We start from the raw sequence: 20,133 nt of genomic DNA, 5'->3' as shown, positions 1-20,133 counted from the left end.
CCTAGTACATGAAATAGCGCTGCGCCATGGGCAGAACCTCCGCCGGCGCGCAGGTCAGCAGCTCGCCGTCTGCGCGTACCTCATAGGTCTCGGAATCGACCTCGATCTTCGGCGTGGCGCCGTTATGGATCATGCTCTTCTTGGAGATGCCGTCCCGGGTATTTTTGACCGGATAGAGCTTTTTGGCGATGCCGAGCTTGCGCGCCAGCCCGCCCGTGATCGCCGCCTTGGACGTGAACACCACGGATGAAGCGGTCAGCGCCTTGCCGTAAGCCGCGAACATCGGCCGGTAATGCACCGGCTGCGGCGTCGGGATCGATGCGTTGGGATCGCCCATCGGAGCTGCCACGATCGAGCCACCCTTGATGACGCAATCCGGCTTGACGCCAAAGAACGCCGGCGACCACAGCACGAGATCGGCCATCTTGCCCTTCTCCACCGAGCCGATCAGTTTCGACACGCCATGCGCGATGGCGGGGTTGATGGTGTACTTGGCGATGTAGCGCTTGACGCGAAAATTGTCGTTGTTGCCCTTGTCCTCGGGCAGCGAGCCGCGCTGCTTCTTCATCTTGTCGGCGGTCTGCCAGGTGCGGATGATGACCTCGCCGAGCCGGCCCATGGCCTGCGAGTCCGACGACATCATCGAGAGCGCGCCGAGATCGTGCAGAATATCTTCCGCCGCGATGGTTTCTTTCCGGATGCGGCTTTCCGCGAACGCGAGATCTTCCGCGATCGACGGGTCGAGATGGTGGCACACCATCAGCATGTCCAAATGCTCGTCGATGGTGTTGCGCGTGAACGGCCGCGTCGGGTTGGTGGACGACGGCAGCACGTTCTTCAGGCCAGCAATTTTTATGATATCCGGCGCGTGGCCGCCGCCGGCGCCTTCGGTGTGGAAGGCGTGGATGGTGCGGCCCTTGAAGGCCTTCACCGTGTCTTCGACAAAGCCGGACTCGTTCAGCGTGTCGGAATGCAGCATCACCTGGACGTCGTAATCGTCGGCCACCGACAGGCAGTTGTCGATCGCGGCCGGCGTGGTGCCCCAATCCTCGTGCAGCTTGAGCGCACAGGCGCCGCCCTTGATCATCTCCACCAGCGCCGCCGGGCGCGCCGCGTTGCCCTTGCCGGATATGCCGAGATTGACCGGGAAGGCGTCGAACGACTGGATCATCCGCCCCATGTGCCACGGGCCGGGCGTACAGGTGGTGGCAAAGGTGCCGTGCGACGGGCCGGTGCCGCCGCCCAGCATCGAGGTGACGCCGCTCATCAGCGCGTGCTCGATCTGCTGCGGGCAGATGAAATGGATGTGGCTGTCGAAACCGCCGGCGGTGAGAATCTTGCCTTCGCCCGCGATGATGTCGGTGCCGGGGCCGATCACGATGGTGACCCCCGGCTGGATGTCGGGATTGCCGGCCTTGCCGATCGCGGCGATCATACCCTCCTTGATCGCGACGTCGGCTTTGACGATGCCCCAGTGATCGACGATCAGCGCGTTGGTGATGACGGTATCCGCCGCGCCCTGCCGGTTGGTAACCTGCGACTGCCCCATGCCGTCCCGGATCACCTTGCCGCCGCCGAATTTCACCTCCTCGCCATAGATGGTGAAATCCTTTTCCACCTCGATGATGAGATCGGTATCGGCCAGCCGCACCCGGTCGCCGGTGGTGGGCCCGAACATGTCGGCATAGACGGAACGTTTGATTTTTACGGACATGAACTGCTCCAGCCTTCAGATCGGCGGTTTGAAATCACGCACATTTAGACTCGCGGCTTACCCCTCTCCCCAACCCTCCCCCGCAAGGGGGGAGGGAGTCTGAGAAGTGTGCTCACCTCACATCGTGTTACGCCAGCCAACCGGCACATCACGGTTCCTCCCGAATGTCGTCGGGATCGGTTAGGGACGCATGACCGGAAGGGTTCCCTCCCCCCTTGCGGGGGAGGGTTAGGGAGAGGGGTGCGGCTTGCTCCGCTGCCAGACCAATGGCCGTCACAACACCCTCGAGATTCTTCATGACGTCGTCATTGGTGAAGCGCAGCACGCGATAGCCACGGGAAGAAAACCACTCATCGCGCCTGGCGTCGTGACGGATACGTTCTTCGAAATCATGGCTCTCACCGTCGAGTTCGACGATCAACTTGCAGGAATGGGCGACGAAATCCGCGATGTAGTTGCCGATGGGGGTCTGGCGTCGGAAGGCCAGGCCTGCGAGACGATCGGCCTTGAGGTGACGCCACAGCAGGGTTTCGGCACGCGTCATCGTGCGCCTCAATTGCTTGGCACGAGTTCGCTGAACCTTGCTGACCTCGTCATGCGGCATACCCCTCTCCCCTGCCCTCCCCCGCAAGGGGGGAGGGAGCCCGACTTGCGTGCTCACCTCACGTAAAATGGCGAAACCAGCGATCACAGCTTGCCCTGTACCTCGCCGCGAAAGCCGTAGATGACTCGCTTGCCGGCGAGAGCGACGAGTTGCACGTCGCGGGTCTGGCCGGGTTCGAAGCGGACCGCGGTGCCGGCGGCGATGTCGAGGCGCATGCCGCGGGCTTTCTTGCGGTCGAACTTCAGCGCCGGGTTGGTCTCGAAGAAATGGTAGTGCGAGCCGACCTGGATCGGGCGGTCGCCGGTATTGGCGACCGTGAGCGTCACGGTCTTGCGGCCGGCGTTGAGTTCGATCTCGCCGTCCTGGATGAAGCGTTCACCGGGGATCATCTTTTCTCCTCCGTCATTCCGGGGCGAGGCGAAGCCTCGAACCCGGAATCTCGAGATAAATAACTTCTGGATTCCCCGATGTGCACTTGCACATCTGAGGTCTGCGCCTGCGGCGCATCCCGGAATGACGATTTCAATCTCACCTGATCGGCTCATGCACGGTGACGAGCTTCGTCCCATCCGGAAACGTCGCCTCGACCTGGATGTCGTGGATCATCTCGGGAATCCCATCCATGCACTGAGCCCGCGTAATCACCTGCGCACCGGCCTGCATCAGGTCGGCGACCGTGCGGCCGTCGCGCGCGCCCTCGACGATGAAGTCGGAAATGATCGCGATCGCTTCGGGGTGGTTGAGCTTGACGCCGCGCTCCAACCTGCGGCGCGCCACCATCGCGGCCATCGAGATCAGGAGCTTGTCTTTTTCGCGGGGGGAGAGATTCATGCAGGCACTCGGGTAATTGGATCGATCTTAGTTGAGCCAGAGACGTTAGTTGAGCCAGAGACGTTAATTAAGCCAGAGTCTTGGCAGCGGCACATCGGAGGCGCGGCCGAGCACGGTCATCATGTCGGCGCGGAGCCGCGCCGCATCTTGGGCACAGAAGCGCGCCATTGCAAATCCATTCCACGCGGAGATTCCGACCTCACCACCAAAGGTGTCGGCAGCTTCGCGGATCCGCTCCACCACGGCTTCGTCGCCGGGTACGATCAACGCAGTGCCGACCGCGACGCCGCCTTTGGCGATGGCAGGTTGTGCGAGCTTTGCGCCGATATCGCCGTCGAGCCGGATGGTTTCGGCAAACACCAGCCGGCCACCACGGCGCAGCCGCCAGCGGTCAACGAACTCGCCATGCAGCATCTTTTCACCCATCGCGGCGCGGCCGAACACCACGATTTCGCACAGCAAAAGCGAAGCGTCATCGGCCAGATCGATATCGATGCGCCGTGAGATCCGCGCGCGGTCGAACAGGATGGTTTCCTGCGGCAGCCAGGAAAGGTGCGCGCCCGCCTCGGCCCTGAGCGCAATGTTGAGCCGGGCCGCAGGCCCCGGCGCGCGATAGACCTTCTCGGCCGCCGCCGTCGTCAGCGTCAGCCGCGCGCCCTCACCCGCCACAATGTCGATGTCGAAGCGGTCGCCGCCGGCGATGCCGCCCGCCGTGTTAACGAACACACCGGACAGGCCGTCGTCCTCGGGTGAGGGAAATCTTACGCGGAGCGAGCCGGATTCATGCAAGACGCCGCGGCGGGTGACACCGTCCTGCAGCCGCACGTCGAACTTCACCGCGCCCCGGGCCCGGTTGTCAGCGAAAGTCGATGAAGCTGCGCCCGTCGTTTCGGTCCGCATCCGTTCCCCAAAACCGGCCGCCGCGGCTCAATCCGTTTTAACGTTACAGCGCCATCTGGCGGCTGATCTCGGCGGGATCCATCGCACTCCGGTCGCACGCATATTTCACCGCGCCCCGGTCCATGACGGCGAAATTGTCGCCGAGCTCGCAGGCAAAGTCGAGATATTGTTCGACCAGCACGATCGCCATGGTGCCAAGGCTGCGCAGATAGGAGATGGCGCGCCCGATATCCTTGATGATCGAGGGCTGGATCCCCTCGGTCGGCTCGTCGAGCAGCAGCAGTTTCGGCCGCATCACCAGCGCCCGGCCAATCGCGAGCTGCTGCTGCTGGCCGCCGGAGAGGTCGCCGCCGCGCCGGCCGAGCATCGAATTCAGCACCGGAAACAGCGAGAACACGTCGTCGGGAATATTGCGGTCGTCACGCTTCAAAGGTCCAAAGCCGGTCTTGAGATTTTCTTCCACCGTCAGCAGCGGAAAAATCTCGCGGCCCTGCGGCACGAAGCCGATGCCTTTTCGCGCCCGCTCGTACGGCTTAAGGCCGGTGATATCGTCGCCGTTGAGCGTGATCGAACCCGAGGCAATCGGGTATTGGCCGACCATGGCGCGCAGCAGCGAGGTTTTGCCGACGCCGTTGCGGCCGAGCACACAGGTCACCTTGCCGGGCTCGGCCTTGATCGAGACGCCGCGCAGGGCCTGTGCTGCGCCGTAATAGAGGCTGATATTATCGACGTTCAGCATGGATCACCGCCCCAGATACACTTCGACCACACGGTCATTGGTTGAAACCTGGTCGATCGATCCTTCGGCCAGCACGGTGCCTTCGTGGAGGCAGGTCACCTTGACGCCGAGTTCGCGCACGAAGGTCATGTCGTGCTCGACCACCATGATGGTCTTGTCCTTGTTGATTTCCTTGAGCAGTTCGGCGGTCTGATGGGTCTCGACGTCGGTCATGCCGGCAACGGGCTCGTCGACCAGCAGCAGTTTCGGATCCTGCGCCAGCAGCATGCCGATCTCGAGCCATTGTTTCTGGCCGTGCGACAGGCTCCCGGCGAGCTTGGTCCGCGAATCCTTCAGCCGGATGGTTTCCAGCACGCGCTCGATGCGCTCGGCGTCGGGCTTGCTGCCGCGCCAGAACAGCGTGCCCTTGACGCTGTGATCGACATTGAGCGCCAGCAGCAAATTGTCCTCGATGGTCTGGCTCTCGAACACCGTCGGCTTCTGGAATTTGCGGCCAATGCCGAGTTCGGCAATGCGGGTTTCATCCAGCCGCGTCAGGTCGGTGACGCCGTCGAACAGCACCACCCCCTCGTCCGGTTTGGTCTTGCCGGTGATGATGTCCATCATCGTGGTCTTGCCGGCGCCGTTCGGGCCGATGATGGCGCGCATCTCGCCCGGCTCCAGCGTCAGCGACAGATTGTTGATGGCGTGGAAGCCGTCGAACGAGACGTGCACGCCGTCGAGATAGAGCAGCGCGGACGTCGTCCTTGTACCGATGACGTTCATACGCTCACTCCGCCGGATTCGGTTCGTTGACGCCGTCTTCGCGCGCCGCACTTTCAGCCATCAGCCGCTTCGCGCTCCAAGGCTCATACCAGGCATTGAAGGTGCCGATGATGCCCTTGGGCAGCAGCAGCGTCACCAGGATGAACAGCGCGCCCAGCATGAACAGCCAGTACGGCGCCAGCGGACCCGAGGTGAACACGGTTTTCGCGTAATTGACCACGATGGCGCCGAGCGCAGCCCCGATCAGCGTGCCGCGGCCACCGACCGCCACCCAGATCACCGCCTCGATCGAATTGCCCGGCGCGAACTCGCCGGGATTGATGATGCCGACCTGCGGCACGTATAGCGCGCCGGCGACGCCGGCCATGCAAGCCGACAGCGTGAACACGAACAGCTTGTAGGATTCGACGCGGTAGCCGAGGAAGCGCGTGCGAGACTCGGCGTCGCGGATCGCGATCAGCACCTTGCCGAGTTTCGACGTCACCACCGCGCGGCAGATCAGGAAAGTGATGATCAGCGCCAGGCAGCTCAGGATGAACAAAGCGGCGCGGGTACCGTCGGCCTGAACGTTGAAGCCCAGAATGTCCTTGAAGTCGGTCAGGCCGTTATTGCCGCCGAAGCCGAAATCGTTGCGGAAGAACGCCAGCAGCAACGCGTAGGTCATCGCCTGCGTGATGATCGACAGATAAACGCCGGTGACGCGGGAGCGGAACGCCAGCCAGCCGAAGCAGAAGGCGAGCAGGCCCGGCACCACCAAGACCATCAGCGCCGCGAACCAGAACATATCAAAACCGTACCAGTACCAGGGCAGCGACGGATAGTTCAGGAACACCATGAAGTCGGGCAGGACCGGATTGCCGTAGACGCCGCGGCTGCCGATCTGTCGCATCAGGTACATGCCCATCGCGTAACCGCCGAGCGCGAAGAACGCGCCATGGCCGAGCGAGAGAATGCCGCAATAGCCCCAGATCAGATCGATCGAGAGCGCCAGAATGGCGTAGCAGACATATTTACCGAACAGCGCCACCAGATAGGTCGGCACCTGGAACATCGAACCTGCGGGCAGCAGCAGGTTCGACAGCGGGATCAGCACGCCGAGACCGGCGACGATCAGCAGGAAGACGGTCGCGCTGCGATCCAGCGAGCGGGTAAGGACATGCGGCGTCATGCTTCGATCGCCCGTCCCTTGAGCGCGAACAGGCCGCGCGGCCGCTTCTGGATGAACAGGATGATCAGCACGAGAATCGCGATCTTGCCGAGCACGGCGCCCGCCACGGGCTCCAGGAACTTGTTGGCGATGCCGAGCGTGAAGGCGCCGACCAGCGTGCCCCAGAGATTGCCGACGCCGCCGAACACGACCACCATGAAGCTGTCGATGATGTAGCTCTGGCCGAGGTTGGGGCTGACATTGTCGATCTGCGACAGCGCCACGCCGGCGATCCCGGCGATGCCGGAGCCGAGGCCGAAGGTAAGCGCGTCGACGCGCGAGGTGGCGATGCCCATCGACGCCGCCATCCGGCGGTTCTGCGTCACCGCGCGCATCTCGAGCCCGAGCGCCGTGTAGCGCAGCATCGCGAGCAGGATCGCGAACACCGCCAGCGTGAAGCAGAGGATCCAGAGCCGGTTATAGGTGATGGTGATCTGGCCGAGTTCGAACGCGCCGCTCATCCAGCTGGGATTGCCGACCTCGCGGTTGGTGGGGCCGAACGCGGTACGCACGGCCTGCTGCAGCACCAGCGAGAGACCCCAGGTCGCGAGCAGGGTTTCCAGCGGGCGGCCGTAGAGGAAGCGGATGATGCTGCGCTCGATCACCACGCCGAGTGCGCCGGCAACGAGGAAGGCCAGCGGGACCGCCATCAGCAGCGAATAGTCGAACAATCCGGGATAGCTGGTGCGGATAACCTCCTGCACCACGAAGGTGGTGTAGGCGCCGATCATCACCATTTCGCCATGAGCCATGTTGATGACGCCCATCACGCCGAAGGTGATCGCAAGCCCGATCGCCGCGAGTAGCAGCACCGAGCCCAGCGACAGGCCGTACCAGGCATTCTGCACCATCGACCACATTGCAAGATTGCTCTGGATCGAGGTGATCGCACCGGCCGCGGCCTGCGCCACCGGCGGCGACGCGTCGCTGCCAAGGCCCGTCAACAGCGCCAGCGCTTCCTGATCGCCGCGCGCCTTGATGATGGCGATGGACTCCAGCTTCTCGGCGTCTGACGCATCCGCCTTGTAGAGCAGGATGGCGGCGCGGGCCTCGGCAAAAGCCGATTTCGCGGCCTTGTTGGTCTCTTTCGCCAGCGCGCCGTCGATGACCGGAAGCGCGGCCTCGTCATGGCTCTTGAACACCTGTTGCGCCGCCGCGATGCGCTTGGCGGGATCGGGGGACAACAGGGTCAGGCTGCCAAGGGCGGCCTCCACGGTGCGGCGCAGGCGGTTGTTGAGGCGAACGGCGGCAGCACCGGCAGGCAGGCTGGCCACCGCAGCCCCGGTCGCAGCATCGACGATCTTGCCGTCGGCCCCGGTGACGAAAACTTTCTTGGATTCCGGATCGGCCGACAGCCGGCCATCCTGGAGGGCGCTGATGATCGGAAAGGCCAGCGCGTTGCCTGACGATGCGATCAGGCCAATCGCTTCGTCGGTGTCGGAGAATTCGTCATTGGCAAATTTGGCGACCGCGTCCTCGAACGGACCGGCCAATGCCGGCACGGCGAAGGCTGCGATCAGGAAGACGGAAAGAACAAGCGCGCGAAGGCGGTCAAAGACATTGGCAGGCACTTTACGACCCCGGCAGAGGTAAAAGGAAGGCGGCGACATCGCCGCCTTCCGGTCTTCTCTTGGAAGTTTCTTCTTGCAGTCAGATTATGATCCTTCGGATCAAATCGGGATCATGATCCTGTCGATCAGATCGGGATCAGGAGCCCTGACCGCCGCACTTGTTGGTCTTGGTGTTGTAGTTGCCGCACTTCTTGCCAACCCAGTCGCCGATCAGGTCCTTGGAGCCGTCGAGCTCCTTCGACCATGCATCGCCGGCCACCAGGCCCGGGGTCTTCCACACCACGTCGAACTGGCCGTTGGCTTTGATTTCGCCAATGAACACCGGCTTGGTGATGTGATGGTTCGGAAGCATCTTCGAGGTGCCGCCGGTCAGGTTCTTGGCTTCGATGCCGGGCAGCGCGTCGATCACCTTGTCGGCGTCGGTCGACTTCACCTTCTCGACCGCCTTGACCCACATTTCGAAACCGATGACGTGCGCTTCCATCGGATCGTTGGTCACGCGCTTCGGATTCTTGGTGTAGGCCTGCCAGGCCTTGATGAACTTCTCGTTGGCCGGATCCTTGATCGACTGGAAGTAGTTCCAGGCGGCCAGATGGCCGAGCAGCGGCTTGGTGTCGATGCCGGCGAGTTCTTCTTCACCGACCGAGAACGCGACAACCGGAATGTCGGTCGCCTTGATGCCCTGGTTGCCGAGCTCCTTGTAGAAGGGAACGTTGGCGTCGCCGTTGATGGTGGAAACGACAGCGGTCTTCTTGCCGGCCGAGCCGAACTTCTTGATGTCGGCCACGATCGTCTGCCAGTCACTGTGACCGAACGGCGTGTAGTTGATCATGATGTCTTCCTGCTTGACGCCTTTCGACTTCAAGTAGGCTTCGAGGATCTTGTTGGTGGTGCGCGGATAGACGTAGTCGGTGCCGGCCAGCACCCAGCGCTTCACCTTCTCGTCCTTCATCAGGTAGTCGACCGCGGGGATCGCCTGCTGGTTCGGCGCCGCACCGGTGTAGAACACGTTGCGCTCGCTCTCCTCACCCTCGTACTGCACGGGGTAGAACAGGATCGAGTTCAGTTCCTTGAACACCGGGAGCACTGATTTACGCGACACCGAGGTCCAGCAGCCGAATACGACGGAGACCTTGTTCTTGGTGATCAGCTCGCGGGCCTTTTCCGCAAACAGCGGCCAGTTCGACGCCGGATCGACCACGACGGCCTCGAGCTTCTTGCCGAGTATGCCGCCCTTCTTGTTCTGCTCGTCGATCAGGAAGAGGACGGTGTCCTTCAGCGTGGTTTCGCTGATGGCCATGGTGCCGGAAAGTGAATGCAGGACGCCGACCTTAATGGTGTCGTCGGCCGCTTTGGCATTGGTGAACGCAGCGAGGCCCAAAACCAGACCAGCGGTCGCCGCCAGCCAACGGCGGCGGCTCAGCGTCGCTATATCGTGGGTAAGTTGTGTAAGCATGAAATGTCATCTCCCTGACGCAGGCGTGAAACGCTGCGAAACGGCCCCAACGGCCGCCTGCGTTAACGGAATCGCAAGAACCATGCCACGGTCTGAGCACAGGGTAAGCCTATAGAACTGCAGCGGAATCTTCCGCTTGCGGGGAAATCGCCGAAAAACCTGCCTATTTTTTGGACCCGAGAAATGTATTCTTTTGCGGCAAGCAGTCTATATTTTAGGCAAAATAGGCCATTTGTCTAATTTTACGGCACGAAAATTTGGCGATGCGGTGGCCAACGAGAGGTGCGCATGGCCAGTGGAACGAGCGAATTTCCGGCTGTTTCTGAACCGCGCCAAGCATATCCGGCGATTTACCTTGAAAGCGCCGCGTTCATGTTCCATATGAGCCCCGTGACCTAGAGAATCATCAGGTCCTTGCGAGCCGCGTGTTCTGATCCCGTTCAACGGTTTCTGGCTTGCCCCTTCAGCCTAGCAAAACCGACGCCCCAAACACGCGGGTGTCTCAGACACCCCCTCGCGCGCTCCTGGCTGTATCGGCCGGGCGCCTGCCTTTTTTAATGGAAAGAACCCCTCTTTTGACCTCCTTTCAGGATTTCGGCCTTGCCGATCCCATTTCGCGTGCCCTCAAGGAAGAAAATTACCTCACCCCGACGCCCATCCAGGCCCAGACCGTCCCCCTCGCAATGACCGGCCGTGACGTCGTCGGCATCGCCCAGACCGGCACCGGCAAGACCGCAGCCTTCGCGCTGCCGATCCTGCACCGCATTCTGGAGAACCGCGTCCGGGTGCAGCCCAAGAGCTGCCGCGTGCTGGTGCTCTCGCCGACCCGCGAATTGTCGGGTCAGATCCTCGACAGCTTCAACGCCTATGGCCGCCACATCCGCCTCTCCTCGGCACTCGCGATCGGTGGCGTGCCGATGGGCCGTCAGGTCCGTTCCGTGATGCAGGGCGTCGAAGTCATGGTGGCCACCCCCGGCCGCCTGCTCGATCTCGTGCAGAGCAACGGCCTCAAGCTGGGCCAGGTCGAGTTCCTGGTGCTCGACGAAGCCGACCGCATGCTCGACATGGGCTTCATCAACGACATCCGCAAAATCGTCGGCAAACTGCCGATCAAGCGGCAGACGCTGTTCTTCTCGGCCACCATGCCCAAGGACATCGCCGAGCTCGCCGAAGCGATGCTGCGCGACCCCGCCCGCGTGGCGGTAACGCCGGTGGCCTCCACCGTGGAACGCATCACCCAGCGCATCATCCAGGTCGATTTCGCGGCCAAGCAGGGCGTGCTGGCCCAGCTCCTGAAGCAGGAACCGGTCGACCGCGCACTGATCTTCACCCGCACCAAGCATGGCGCCGACAAGGTCGTGAAGGCGCTTGCCAAGTCCGGCATCAACGCCAACGCCATCCACGGCAACAAATCGCAGAACCACCGCGAGCGCGTGCTGGCGGCGTTCCGCACCGGCGAGATCCGCACCCTGGTCGCCACCGACATCGCCGCCCGCGGCATCGACGTCGACGGCATCAGCCATGTGTTCAATTTCGACCTGCCCAACGTGCCGGAAACCTATGTCCACCGGATCGGCCGCACCGCACGCGCCGGCGCCGAAGGCGTTGCGATCTCGCTGATCGCAGGCGCCGAGGAAATGGGTTATCTGCGCGACATCGAGCGGCTGATCCGCGTGGCGCTGCCCCGCGAAGACCGCCGCACACCGGGCACGCGCGATACTGCGCCTGCGACGTCCCAGAAGCCGTCCCAGAACCGGGGCGCACGCTCCGCGCCGCGCGGCCATTCCAATGGTCACAGTCATGGCGGCCGGTCGCATGAAGCCGCACCGGGCTCAAAAGGCCCTCGCCGTCCCCGCCGCGGTGGTGGTAATAATGCCGCGTCGCAGCCGACCCGGCATGAGTCGCCGCGTCCGGCGCAGGGTGGCAAGAGCGAAAGCATACAAGGCGTCGCCTTCTTGCATCGCGAGAGCCGCCCGAATACCCAACCCAACCGTACCCATCGGCCGCAGCGCTAGCCTCGATCGATCTGGAGACAAATATGGCTAAAGAAGAGCTGATCCAGTTCGAAGGACTGGTGACCGAAATCCTCCCCGACGCGCGCTACCGCGTGCAGCTCGACGCAGGACACGAAATTGTTGCCTACACCGCCGGTAAAATGAAGAAGAACCGGATCAAGACGCTGGCAGGCGATCGGGTCACGATCGAAATGTCGCCCTATGATCTGGAGAAGGGCCGGCTGATTTTCCGGCACAAGGATGAGCGTCCCTCGACCGGTGCCCCGCGTGGTGCACCGCCGCGCGGCGGCCAGTTCCGCCGCCGGTAACGGTTTCCCACGACCGATTGCCATCGTGCCCGACAGATGATGTCGGTGCGCGATGGCCAGGGCTTGCCCTGTTCAAAAAATCGTGCACGTCAGGATTGTTTTGGACCCCTTGATCGAATAATATTGAGCATCGATTTTCGGCCGGACGACATTAGCTATCCACCGGTACAGCCGGTTTAGACGCTGACGACCCTTCCAAAAATTCGATCTCACCAGCCCATCGAAAGGTGGGCTACGACTAGTATATCTGAGAAGGGACTACCCCCGTGAGCATGGGAACCGTGAAGTGGTTTAACGCAACCAAGGGCTATGGCTTCATCCAGCCGGATGACGGCGGCAATGACGTGTTCGTGCACATCAGCGCTGTCGAACGTGCCGGTCTTGGTACGCTGCGTGAAGGCCAGAAGATCAGCTACGAAATCGTGGCCGATCGTCGCTCTGGCAAATCTTCGGCCGACAATCTGCGCGCCGCTGGATGAGTGATTTTTCAGGACGCCCGGCGCGCCCTTGAAAATTGCTTCGAAATAACGAAAGGCCGCGCCCATGGCGCGGCCTTTTTTCGTACCGTACCGGCGGCTGCTTTTTGGTTTGACGCGTTTTCTTCACGCGAACCGGGCAACCACTTCGCTTGAAAACGCTACGCCTTTGTTTAACGCGTTTTCTTCACGCGAACCGGGCAACCACTTCGCTTGAAAACGCTACGCTTACGATTTTGTGCAGACCGTGGTGTTGTACATCACGCAGGTCGACTGGCGCGGGCGCGTATAGGTGAAATCGGTCAAATTGATTCCCGCCTTCGCCATCACATAGCCGATGGCCGGGACGTATTTGTAGCTGACCTCGCTGTAAATCAGATAGGTGTCGCCGACCTGCAGCGCGGCCGGAAATCGCCACCGTGCTTCCGGTCCCGCGCGGCGCCGCGCCCTTGCTCCACTGCACCCGGGCGATCTTGGTGGTGGGATCGACATACAGTTCCGTGATCGTGGAATTGAGCGGCGTGGCCGAATAGGGCGTCATGATGCCGGTGGAGGCGTTGAAGATGTTGGTCAGCTGGGCGTCGGTGACCGAGACGTTCTGTGACGTCAGATCGGACAGCGTCCGCGCCATCAGCGTCACCTTGCGGTCGACCGCGACGCCGGACGAGAACTCGACCGTGCCGAAAAACAGCACCAGCATCAGAGGTACCACCATCGCGAATTCGACGGCGGCCAGCCCCCTGGTATCGTCGGACAGATCGAGCGCCGAGCGCCGCATGCGAAGCCAGATTCTACTCATCAGACTCATCGCCTTGCCTATCTTGTCTTGACGCGTTTTCTCAACGCAAACCGGGTCCACTTCGCTTGAAAAATGCTTTTAGAAAGGTTCGTTCTGGAACGCAGCGGTCGCGCTCAACAGCCGCTTGCTGCCACTCAGGTTCGAGATGTCATAGCCGAACTTGGTGACCAGTATCGGCCATTGATAGAACAGCCGCACCACGACGATGTCGCCGGGGCCGCCGGGGCTATAATTGTTCGTCGGCACGAAATTCTTGCTGGCGTCGATCGGGTTGCTGACGTTGACGCTGCTGAACTGGGGATAGCTCTGCACGTCGACGGAGATTTGGTTGCAATCGAACAGCGCGGCGACCTTGCCGCAGACAAAGGTCTTGAACTGCGCCGGGGTGTAGGCGGCGTTCTGCGCCTGACCGGTCATGATCATGCGCGCCGAATCCTGCGTCACGGTCTCGAGCACCTGGCTGGCAAAGAACATAAAGGCCGTTTCGATGATCGCAAACAGCAGCGCAAAGAACATCGGCGCGACCAGCGCGAACTCGACGACGGTGGAGCCGCCGCGATTGCGGCGGAAACGGCGCAACAACTGGCTGAAAGAGCGGATATGCGACGGCATCGAAGCGACCTCAGGCGCGAGCGGAACTGCCGTCATAAGTAGCCGAAACAGATTGTCGAAGTGTTTCGCCGGATAGAAGCAGAACGACCCGCGCCGTTAAGCGGGTGTTAACCCTCTATCGCCTGGCGCAAAGCGGCGTGCAGCTCAGCACGTCGGCGCTGGTGCTTCCGCGGTAAACCGTGACCAGTTTGCTGTTGCCGGTTGAAGCAACGGCGGTCGTTTTGCTGTCCGCGATGCTGCGCAATGCCAGCGACAAAGTCCCGCTCAGGCGCGCTTTTCCCAGCACCTCGACGTCATCCGGCGTCATTTCCAGCGTCGCCGTTTTTCCCAGCACCGCGTTTTGGCCCTCTTTTTCCTTGGGGGCCTGGTCGATGGCGAGAACCCGGACATTGGTCAGAACGGTCTGGGAGGAGATGATATCGGGCGGCTGCCCCGCGCCATCGGTACTCTGCTGCTTCTCGCGCTTCGACAGAATCACGTCGACGCGGTCGTTCGGCAGAATGAAGCCGCCCGCCCCGGTTTCGGCCGAGATTTCAGTCGAGACGGCCCGCATTCCCGTCGGCAGGATCGCCGCCATGAACCCTGAACCGTTCGCCTTGACCAACTTCTGCTCGCGAATCGGTTCTCCCGCGATGAACGGCATGCGGGCGATGGAGCCAACGATTTGGGTGATGGCCTCGGGCCGGTCCTTCTTGCGAATGAAGCTGCCGCTCGAAGACGACTCGGTCCAGGTCTGCCACTGCAGGTTTTCGGCGGCGACAGTCTGGCCAAGGCCGATGTCATCTTTGGCCACGAGCACATCCACCGTCGGCAGTTGTGGTGCTGCTGCGACCGGTGCGGGAGCTTCTTTGTCGATACCGCTTGCGAGGTATGCGGCAACACCACCAGCACTGATTGCGATGGCCAGAACGACAATTCGGGCGGTATTCATACGCTTTTACTCATACATGACGCAGCGACGCTTCCGGCGCTGAAGCGAGTCTGCCGGATATAGGTCAAAGCAAGGTTAAGGGAGCGCATCGAAGTCGCGTTAACAAGCCCCGTTGTCCGGAACCGGACCGACGCCTGACGCTTCGCGTTCCCTGTCTATTTCCGGAATGGATAGGCCAGTTGCCCGGCGATCTCGCGCGGGAAGGTCGACTGATCGTCGACACCGTAATTGTCCGGCAAACGGTCTTTGGGCATCCGGAAGGTTCCGAACAGGATGTCCCAGAGCGGAAAGGTGCCCGCGAAATTGGTATTGCCGCCCTCTTCCTGCGCGGTGTGATGCCAGCGGTGGAATACCGGGGTGGCAAGCACGTATTTGAACGGGCCGAGCGTCCAGTTCAGATTGGCGTGAACGAACGCCGAATGGAAAATGTTGAAAGGGCCAAGCCACAGCATCACGTTCGGCGAAATACCCGCCATCAGCAGCGCGACGTCGATCCCGATGGTCCCGAGCAGCAGGTTGACGGGGTGAAAGCGCGCCGCCGAAATCCAGTCCACATCCTCGGAGGAATGATGGATGGCGTGGTATTTCCAGAAGCCGCCGCCATGGAACATGCGGTGCAGCCAGTACATCATGAAATCAGCAAGCACCAGGAACAGCACCGCCTGCAGCCACAGCGGCAGCGTCGACAGTGGCCCATGACCATTGTCATAGAAGGCGATCAGCTCGTCGGCATCATGAATTTGAAACACCAGGGCGGCGCCGAGCACCAATAGCCCGATCCGGAACACGCGGGCGAACAGCGGCACCAGAAACCAGTAGGCGAGATCGGTCACCAGCTCGCGCTTGCGCCACCACGGCCGGCCGGGATTGCAGGCCCAGAAATGCGCCAGCACCGAGAATACCAGCGCCAGGGCGATCGTCACCGGCACCACGATGGCCATCGTCTGGCCAAGCATCTCGACGATTTCCAGGCCCAGGAACATTGCCGCTTCTTAGCACCTTGCGCGATAAAGCGCCCCGCATAACTCGATTTCTGCAAGGCTCACGGCACGCAGCGTGCCGTGATCGCATTGGGCGGTCAATTCCGTCGTCGGGAGAACTTCCGGCAGAAATCTGCCGAGCCCCGCGCAGATCTTTCCGGACGGATGCCCATCCCCGGATCAAGTCCGAGGGCATGCTTCGCTCCAACGCGCGCTAATGGCGAAACGGATAGGCCAATTGCCCGCCGATTTCGGTCGGGACCGATTGATCGGCGTCGACGCCGTAATTGTCCGGCAGCACGTTTTCCGGCATCCGGAACGTTCCGAACATAATATCCCAGAGCGGGAAGGTGCCGGCAAAATTGGTATTGCCGCCCTCTTCCTGCGAGGTGTGATGCCAGCGGTGGAACACCGGCGTCGCCAGCACATATTTGAACGGGCCGAGCGTCCAGTTCAGATTGGCGTGGACGAAGGCCGAGTGGAAGGTCGTGAACGGCCCGACCCAAAGCATGATGTTGGGCGAGATGCCCGCCATCAAAAGGATGACGTCCACCATGATCGTTCCGATGAACAGGTTGACGGGATGAAACCGCGCCGCGGAAATCCACTCGAGATCTTCCGATGAGTGATGGATCGCGTGGTACTTCCAGAAGCCGCCGCTGTGAAACATCCTGTGCAGCCAATACAGCATGAAGTCGGAGGCAACCAGGAACAGCAGCGCCTGCACCCAGAGCGGAAGCGCGGCCAGCGGCCCGTGGCCATTGTCGTAGAATGCGATCAGGGCGTCGACATCATGAATGTTGAAGACGACACCGGCGCCGAGCACCAACAGCCCGATGCGGAGCACACGGGCGAACACGGGAACGAAAAACCAGTAGCAGATGTCGGTGATGAGTTCGCGCTTGCGCCACCACGGCTTGCCGGGATTGCAGGCCCAGAAATGCGAGAGCACCGTGAACACCAGGGCGAGGCCGATCGTAACCGGCACCACCTTCGCCATGGTCTGGCCCATCATCTCGATGACTTCCAACGGCATACCCGACATGACGGCCTCGCTTGATGGGGAGATTTAGGGGGTATCACCCTCGCGCTTAAGGAGCGGTGAATCCGGCACTGTCCAGGCCCTGCGCGGCTGCGACAACAAGGCCCGCAATACTACGCGCATTTTATCAACTGGCTTAATTCCGCGTTTACTCTGAGTGAGAACAGCGAGTTCCCCCCGGTTTTGCGCAATCGAATTAACTGCGCCGCAATGGTCGGGTTTTAGGGTGGCGTCATGGTCACGGTGCTGAGAACGCCGGCGAGACCAAATGATAGTTCGACCAGCCACGTGTACACAGGAGTTATCTATTATGAAGAATCTCGTTTCGCGTTTCGTCAAGGATGAGTCCGGCGCGACTGCCATCGAATACGGCCTGATTGCCGCCGGTATTGCGATCGCGATCATCACCGCCGTTCAGGGCGTCGGCGGCAAGCTGTCGACCAACTTCGGCACGATCTCGACCTCGCTGAAATAAGCGATCGTCGCAATCTGCTTCAAAGGCCCCGGGTCACCCGGGGCCTTTGTCGTTTGCACGACTTAGGGGTTCTTTTCCAAGACTCGGGTTTTGCGGGGGCCGTCTCGTGCAGGCCGTTTTCCGATTGTTCACTTCTCGTCGATAGGTTTGCCGGATGCTGGAACGTCTTCTTTCAGGTCTTCCCGGCCTTCGCGTTGGCAGCACGGGCTGTGTGAATCCATGATCCTCGATATTGCCCGCCTCATGCTGTTTCCGGCCCTGATGGCATTCGCGGCCGCGAGCGACCTTTTCACCATGACGATTTCGAACCGTATATCGCTGGCCCTGGTGGCCGGCTTTCTGGTTCTGGCGCCGCTGGGCGGAATGGGCCTGCACGATTTCCTGATGCATCTCGGCGCCGGCGCCACCGTCCTCGTCGTGGCCTTTGGCTGTTTCGCGATGGGCTGGGTCGGCGGCGGCGACGCCAAGGTCGCGGCCGGGGTGGCGCTCTGGTTCGGCTTCGATCACCTGCTCAACTATCTGCTCTATGCCTCGCTGCTCGGCGGCGCCCTGACGCTGCTGCTGCTCTATGCCAGACAATGGCCGCTCCCCCGGCCGCTCACGGGCCAGGCCTGGCTGCTCCGCCTCCACGACAAGCAGACCGGAATCCCTTACGGCATCGCGCTCGCGATCGGCGCGTTGATGGTCTATCCGGAGACCGAGTGGATCAAGTCGATCGACGTCACGCACCTCGCAATGCGTTGATCCTTCGAACGGTAACGCACCGTTAAGGCAATTTACTCACGCCTCATTAACCATGCTTTGACGAATAGCTGGTCAACTCCCATCACGGCGACGGAAGCGTCGCGGCGTAATGTGGAAAGTGAAGCGTATGAATACCGCTCGCATTGTCGTTTTGACCATCGCCATCGGCGCTGGCGGCATTGCCCCATATCCGGCCAGCGGATCCGCCGCGCCGGATCCGGTCGCGGAGCTGCAGACCACCGGTATTCTGGTCGCCAAGGGCGACATCGGCCTCGGCCAGTCGCTCAAGGCTGAGAATGCGCAATGGCAGACCTGGCCGGCCGCGACCGCCAGCGGCAGTTTCATCAGCAGGGCCAACAAGGCCGGAAACAAGACGGACGACCAGCCTAACCGGCGCGGCGACAGCATCAGCCTCGTCAGATACGGCGTGGCCAGCCAGCAGTCGGTGCAGACGTGACCGAAAGGACGCTCGTTATGAAGTGCAGGGGAAATCAGCCGATGCTGCGGACATTTATCGTCCGTGCCCTGTCGTTTTCGGCGGTCGCAGCACTGACGCTCAATCCGGCCCTGACCCCGGTCAAGGCAAGCGACTATCGCGCCGCGGCGCCGGTCGCCATGGACGGGCAGATGAACGCGCGCGCGGTTTCGCTCGGGATCGGAAAGTCGATCGTGATCGACCTGCCGCGCGACATCAAGGACGTGCTGGTCGCCGATCCGAAGATCGCCAACGCCGTCGTCCGTTCCGCCCAGCGCGCCTACATCATCGGCGCGGCGGTTGGCCAGACCAACATCGTATTCTTCGATTCGGCAGGCCAGCAGATCGCGGCCTATGACATCGCGGTCACGCGCGACCTCAACGGCGTGCGCGCGGCGCTAAAGCAGACGCTGCCGAACTCGGACATCCGTATCGACGGCGTCGGCGACGGCGTGGTGCTGACCGGCACGGCGGCAAGCCCGATCGACGCGCAGCAGGCCTTCGATCTGGCCTCCCGCCTCGCCGGCGGCACGGACAAGGTCGTCAATTCGATCGCCGTCCGCGGCCGCGACCAGGTGATGCTGAAGGTGACGGTTGCCGAAGTCGCGCGCAACATCATCAAGCAGATGGGCATCGACCTCACGGCCAGCATGACCTACGGCACGGCGGTGGTGAACTTCAGCAACGCCAACCCGTTTACCGCCTATGGCCGTCCGCTGGTCCCAGGCAACGTCGCATCGGGAACGTTCGGCGGCGGCAACGTCCCGTCGGTGACGGCTACCCTTCGCGCCATGGAAAGCGCCGGCGTGGTGCGGACACTGGCCGAACCCAATTTGACCGCTATTTCCGGTGAGTCCGCCACCTTCATCGCCGGCGGCGAGTTTCCGGTTCCCGCAGGCTATTCCTGCGACCCGGTCACGCGCGTTTGTACGACCCAGATCCAGTTCAAGAAGTTCGGCATTTCGCTCAATTTCACGCCGGTCGTGCTGACCGAAGGCCGCATCAGCCTGCGCGTGATGACCGAAGTATCCGAACTGTCCAACGACAACTCGATCACGTTGACCCAGTCGCTCAGCTCCGCGGGCACCAACTCGCTGACCATTCCCTCGATCAAGACCCGCCGCGCGGAGACGACGCTGGAAATCCCGTCGGGCGGCGCGATGGCGATGGCCGGCCTGATCCAGGAGCAGACCAAGCAGGCCATCAATGGCTTCCCGGGTCTGGCGCAATTGCCGGTGCTCGGCACGCTGTTCCGCAGCCGCGACTTCGTCAACAGCCAGACCGAGCTGATGGTCCTGGTCACCCCCTACGTGGTTCGCGCGGTGGCGCAGAAGGATCTTTCGCGCCCCGATGACGGGTTCGCCAACGCCTCCGATCCGCAGACTGATCTGCTCGGCAGCATCAATCGCGTCTACGGCGTTCCGGGCCGCAGCAATGAGCCGGGACGGAAGTATCGCGGCACCTACGGCTTTATTACGGACTGAGGCGG

General features: G+C 62.0%; 20 protein-coding genes and 2 pseudogenes. 7 read left to right on the top strand and 15 right to left on the bottom strand.

Annotated features, from left to right (window positions below; all coding sequences use genetic code 11):
• Nucleotide 1 precedes the first annotated feature (1 nt).
• The 10 genes from ureC to urtA all read right to left on the bottom strand — a co-directional run bounded on the left by ureC (nt 2) and on the right by urtA (nt 9,787).
• Nucleotides 2-1,714 carry an urease subunit alpha gene (gene ureC / locus ABIE49_RS25695; protein WP_192737170.1) on the bottom strand — a complete coding sequence of 571 codons (1,713 nt, stop codon included), beginning with the start codon at nt 1,712-1,714 and terminating at the stop codon, nt 2-4.
• A gap of 148 nt (nt 1,715-1,862) precedes the next feature.
• The gene (locus tag ABIE49_RS25690; protein ID WP_192737169.1) at nt 1,863-2,318 is read right to left on the bottom strand and encodes an endonuclease domain-containing protein; all 456 of its coding nucleotides are present in this window, start codon (nt 2,316-2,318) and stop codon (nt 1,863-1,865) included.
• Between the two features lie 83 nt (nt 2,319-2,401).
• Nucleotides 2,402-2,707, bottom strand: a complete 306-nt coding sequence (locus tag ABIE49_RS25685) for an urease subunit beta (protein WP_192737168.1) — start codon at nt 2,705-2,707, stop codon at nt 2,402-2,404.
• A 139-nt stretch (nt 2,708-2,846) separates the two neighbouring features.
• Nucleotides 2,847-3,149 (bottom strand): urease subunit gamma, encoded by a 303-nt coding sequence (locus ABIE49_RS25680; RefSeq protein ID WP_192737167.1) that lies wholly within the window; start codon nt 3,147-3,149, stop codon nt 2,847-2,849.
• Between the two features lie 63 nt (nt 3,150-3,212).
• Complete coding sequence (locus ABIE49_RS25675; RefSeq protein ID WP_192737166.1) at nt 3,213-4,049, bottom strand: urease accessory protein UreD; 837 nt, start codon at nt 4,047-4,049, stop codon at nt 3,213-3,215.
• Nucleotides 4,050-4,092: 43 nt separating this feature from the next.
• Nucleotides 4,093-4,788, bottom strand: a complete 696-nt coding sequence (gene urtE / locus ABIE49_RS25670; protein ID WP_192737165.1) for an urea ABC transporter ATP-binding subunit UrtE — start codon at nt 4,786-4,788, stop codon at nt 4,093-4,095.
• 3 nt (nt 4,789-4,791) lie between these two features.
• Complete coding sequence (urtD, locus tag ABIE49_RS25665) at nt 4,792-5,553, bottom strand: urea ABC transporter ATP-binding protein UrtD (protein WP_192737164.1); 762 nt, start codon at nt 5,551-5,553, stop codon at nt 4,792-4,794.
• A gap of 4 nt (nt 5,554-5,557) precedes the next feature.
• Entirely contained in the window at nt 5,558-6,721 is a 1,164-nt protein-coding gene (urtC, locus tag ABIE49_RS25660; RefSeq protein WP_192737163.1) for an urea ABC transporter permease subunit UrtC, read from the bottom strand.
• Entirely contained in the window at nt 6,718-8,331 is a 1,614-nt protein-coding gene (gene urtB, locus ABIE49_RS25655) for an urea ABC transporter permease subunit UrtB (protein ID WP_192737162.1), read from the bottom strand. Before urtB ends, urtC begins: the two co-directional genes overlap by 4 nt.
• A gap of 136 nt (nt 8,332-8,467) precedes the next feature.
• The gene (gene urtA, locus ABIE49_RS25650) at nt 8,468-9,787 is read right to left on the bottom strand and encodes an urea ABC transporter substrate-binding protein (protein WP_192737161.1); all 1,320 of its coding nucleotides are present in this window, start codon (nt 9,785-9,787) and stop codon (nt 8,468-8,470) included.
• 557 nt (nt 9,788-10,344) lie between these two features.
• On the opposite strand from urtA, the gene ABIE49_RS25645 reads away from it, so the two are divergent.
• The 3 genes from ABIE49_RS25645 to ABIE49_RS25635 all read left to right on the top strand — a co-directional run bounded on the left by ABIE49_RS25645 (nt 10,345) and on the right by ABIE49_RS25635 (nt 12,589).
• A complete protein-coding gene (locus ABIE49_RS25645) occupies nt 10,345-11,802 on the top strand; it encodes a DEAD/DEAH box helicase (protein WP_192737160.1) in 1,458 nt (485 codons plus the stop codon).
• A gap of 23 nt (nt 11,803-11,825) precedes the next feature.
• Nucleotides 11,826-12,110, top strand: a complete 285-nt coding sequence (infA, locus tag ABIE49_RS25640) for a translation initiation factor IF-1 (RefSeq protein WP_025588295.1) — start codon at nt 11,826-11,828, stop codon at nt 12,108-12,110.
• Nucleotides 12,111-12,376: 266 nt separating this feature from the next.
• Nucleotides 12,377-12,589, top strand: a complete 213-nt coding sequence (locus ABIE49_RS25635) for a cold-shock protein (protein WP_002714433.1) — start codon at nt 12,377-12,379, stop codon at nt 12,587-12,589.
• A gap of 225 nt (nt 12,590-12,814) precedes the next feature.
• On the opposite strand, the pseudogene ABIE49_RS25630 reads toward ABIE49_RS25635, so the two are convergent.
• The 5 genes and pseudogenes from ABIE49_RS25630 to ABIE49_RS25610 form a co-directional block, all read right to left on the bottom strand.
• Nucleotides 12,815-13,394 (bottom strand): annotated as a pseudogene (locus ABIE49_RS25630) (TadE/TadG family type IV pilus assembly protein).
• 69 nt (nt 13,395-13,463) lie between these two features.
• Nucleotides 13,464-13,997: a TadE/TadG family type IV pilus assembly protein gene (locus ABIE49_RS25625; RefSeq protein WP_192737158.1), complete on the bottom strand. Its 534-nt coding sequence runs from the start codon at nt 13,995-13,997 to the stop codon at nt 13,464-13,466.
• A 115-nt stretch (nt 13,998-14,112) separates the two neighbouring features.
• On the bottom strand, nt 14,113-14,928 hold the full coding sequence (gene cpaB, locus ABIE49_RS25620; RefSeq protein ID WP_192737157.1) for a Flp pilus assembly protein CpaB: 816 nt from the start codon (nt 14,926-14,928) through the stop codon (nt 14,113-14,115).
• 155 nt (nt 14,929-15,083) lie between these two features.
• Nucleotides 15,084-15,911 (bottom strand): sterol desaturase family protein, encoded by an 828-nt coding sequence (locus tag ABIE49_RS25615; protein WP_192737156.1) that lies wholly within the window; start codon nt 15,909-15,911, stop codon nt 15,084-15,086.
• A 211-nt stretch (nt 15,912-16,122) separates the two neighbouring features.
• Nucleotides 16,123-16,953, bottom strand: coding sequence for a sterol desaturase family protein (locus ABIE49_RS25610; protein ID WP_192737155.1), 831 nt, complete (start codon nt 16,951-16,953; stop codon nt 16,123-16,125).
• A 307-nt stretch (nt 16,954-17,260) separates the two neighbouring features.
• On the opposite strand from ABIE49_RS25610, the gene ABIE49_RS25605 reads away from it, so the two are divergent.
• From ABIE49_RS25605 to ABIE49_RS25590, 4 genes and pseudogenes are all read left to right on the top strand, one after another.
• Nucleotides 17,261-17,425, top strand: a complete 165-nt coding sequence (locus ABIE49_RS25605; RefSeq protein ID WP_192737154.1) for a Flp family type IVb pilin — start codon at nt 17,261-17,263, stop codon at nt 17,423-17,425.
• A 219-nt stretch (nt 17,426-17,644) separates the two neighbouring features.
• Entirely contained in the window at nt 17,645-18,169 is a 525-nt protein-coding gene (locus ABIE49_RS25600; protein WP_192737153.1) for an A24 family peptidase, read from the top strand.
• Nucleotides 18,170-18,296: 127 nt separating this feature from the next.
• Nucleotides 18,297-18,521 (top strand): annotated as a pseudogene (locus ABIE49_RS25595) (Flp pilus assembly protein CpaB); the annotation flags it as partial.
• Between the two features lie 122 nt (nt 18,522-18,643).
• Nucleotides 18,644-20,128 carry a type II and III secretion system protein family protein gene (locus ABIE49_RS25590; RefSeq protein ID WP_192737152.1) on the top strand — a complete coding sequence of 495 codons (1,485 nt, stop codon included), beginning with the start codon at nt 18,644-18,646 and terminating at the stop codon, nt 20,126-20,128.
• Nucleotides 20,129-20,133 lie beyond the last annotated feature (5 nt).

The sequence above is a fragment of the Bradyrhizobium sp. OAE829 genome (genome assembly GCF_040546575.1).
Lineage (GTDB): Bacteria > Pseudomonadota > Alphaproteobacteria > Rhizobiales > Xanthobacteraceae > Bradyrhizobium.
The sequence above is the reverse complement of the archived record's forward strand: the minus strand, read 5'-3'. Positions and strand labels throughout refer to the sequence as shown.

Coding starts and splice junctions, on each gene's coding strand:
- ureC (WP_192737170.1), bottom strand. CDS start 1,714: ATGTCCGTAAAAATCAAACGTTCCGTCTATGCCGACATGTTCGGGCCC.
- ABIE49_RS25690 (WP_192737169.1), bottom strand. CDS start 2,318: ATGCCGCATGACGAGGTCAGCAAGGTTCAGCGAACTCGTGCCAAGCAA.
- ABIE49_RS25685 (WP_192737168.1), bottom strand. CDS start 2,707: ATGATCCCCGGTGAACGCTTCATCCAGGACGGCGAGATCGAACTCAAC.
- ABIE49_RS25680 (WP_192737167.1), bottom strand. CDS start 3,149: ATGAATCTCTCCCCCCGCGAAAAAGACAAGCTCCTGATCTCGATGGCC.
- ABIE49_RS25675 (WP_192737166.1), bottom strand. CDS start 4,049: ATGCGGACCGAAACGACGGGCGCAGCTTCATCGACTTTCGCTGACAAC.
- urtE (WP_192737165.1), bottom strand. CDS start 4,788: ATGCTGAACGTCGATAATATCAGCCTCTATTACGGCGCAGCACAGGCC.
- urtD (WP_192737164.1), bottom strand. CDS start 5,553: ATGAACGTCATCGGTACAAGGACGACGTCCGCGCTGCTCTATCTCGAC.
- urtC (WP_192737163.1), bottom strand. CDS start 6,721: ATGACGCCGCATGTCCTTACCCGCTCGCTGGATCGCAGCGCGACCGTC.
- urtA (WP_192737161.1), bottom strand. CDS start 9,787: ATGCTTACACAACTTACCCACGATATAGCGACGCTGAGCCGCCGCCGT.
- ABIE49_RS25645 (WP_192737160.1), top strand. CDS start 10,345: ATGGAAAGAACCCCTCTTTTGACCTCCTTTCAGGATTTCGGCCTTGCC.
- infA (WP_025588295.1), top strand. CDS start 11,826: ATGGCTAAAGAAGAGCTGATCCAGTTCGAAGGACTGGTGACCGAAATC.
- ABIE49_RS25625 (WP_192737158.1), bottom strand. CDS start 13,997: ATGCCGTCGCATATCCGCTCTTTCAGCCAGTTGTTGCGCCGTTTCCGC.
- cpaB (WP_192737157.1), bottom strand. CDS start 14,928: ATGAATACCGCCCGAATTGTCGTTCTGGCCATCGCAATCAGTGCTGGT.
- ABIE49_RS25615 (WP_192737156.1), bottom strand. CDS start 15,911: ATGTTCCTGGGCCTGGAAATCGTCGAGATGCTTGGCCAGACGATGGCC.
- ABIE49_RS25610 (WP_192737155.1), bottom strand. CDS start 16,953: ATGTCGGGTATGCCGTTGGAAGTCATCGAGATGATGGGCCAGACCATG.
- ABIE49_RS25605 (WP_192737154.1), top strand. CDS start 17,261: ATGAAGAATCTCGTTTCGCGTTTCGTCAAGGATGAGTCCGGCGCGACT.
- ABIE49_RS25600 (WP_192737153.1), top strand. CDS start 17,645: ATGATCCTCGATATTGCCCGCCTCATGCTGTTTCCGGCCCTGATGGCA.
- ABIE49_RS25590 (WP_192737152.1), top strand. CDS start 18,644: ATGAAGTGCAGGGGAAATCAGCCGATGCTGCGGACATTTATCGTCCGT.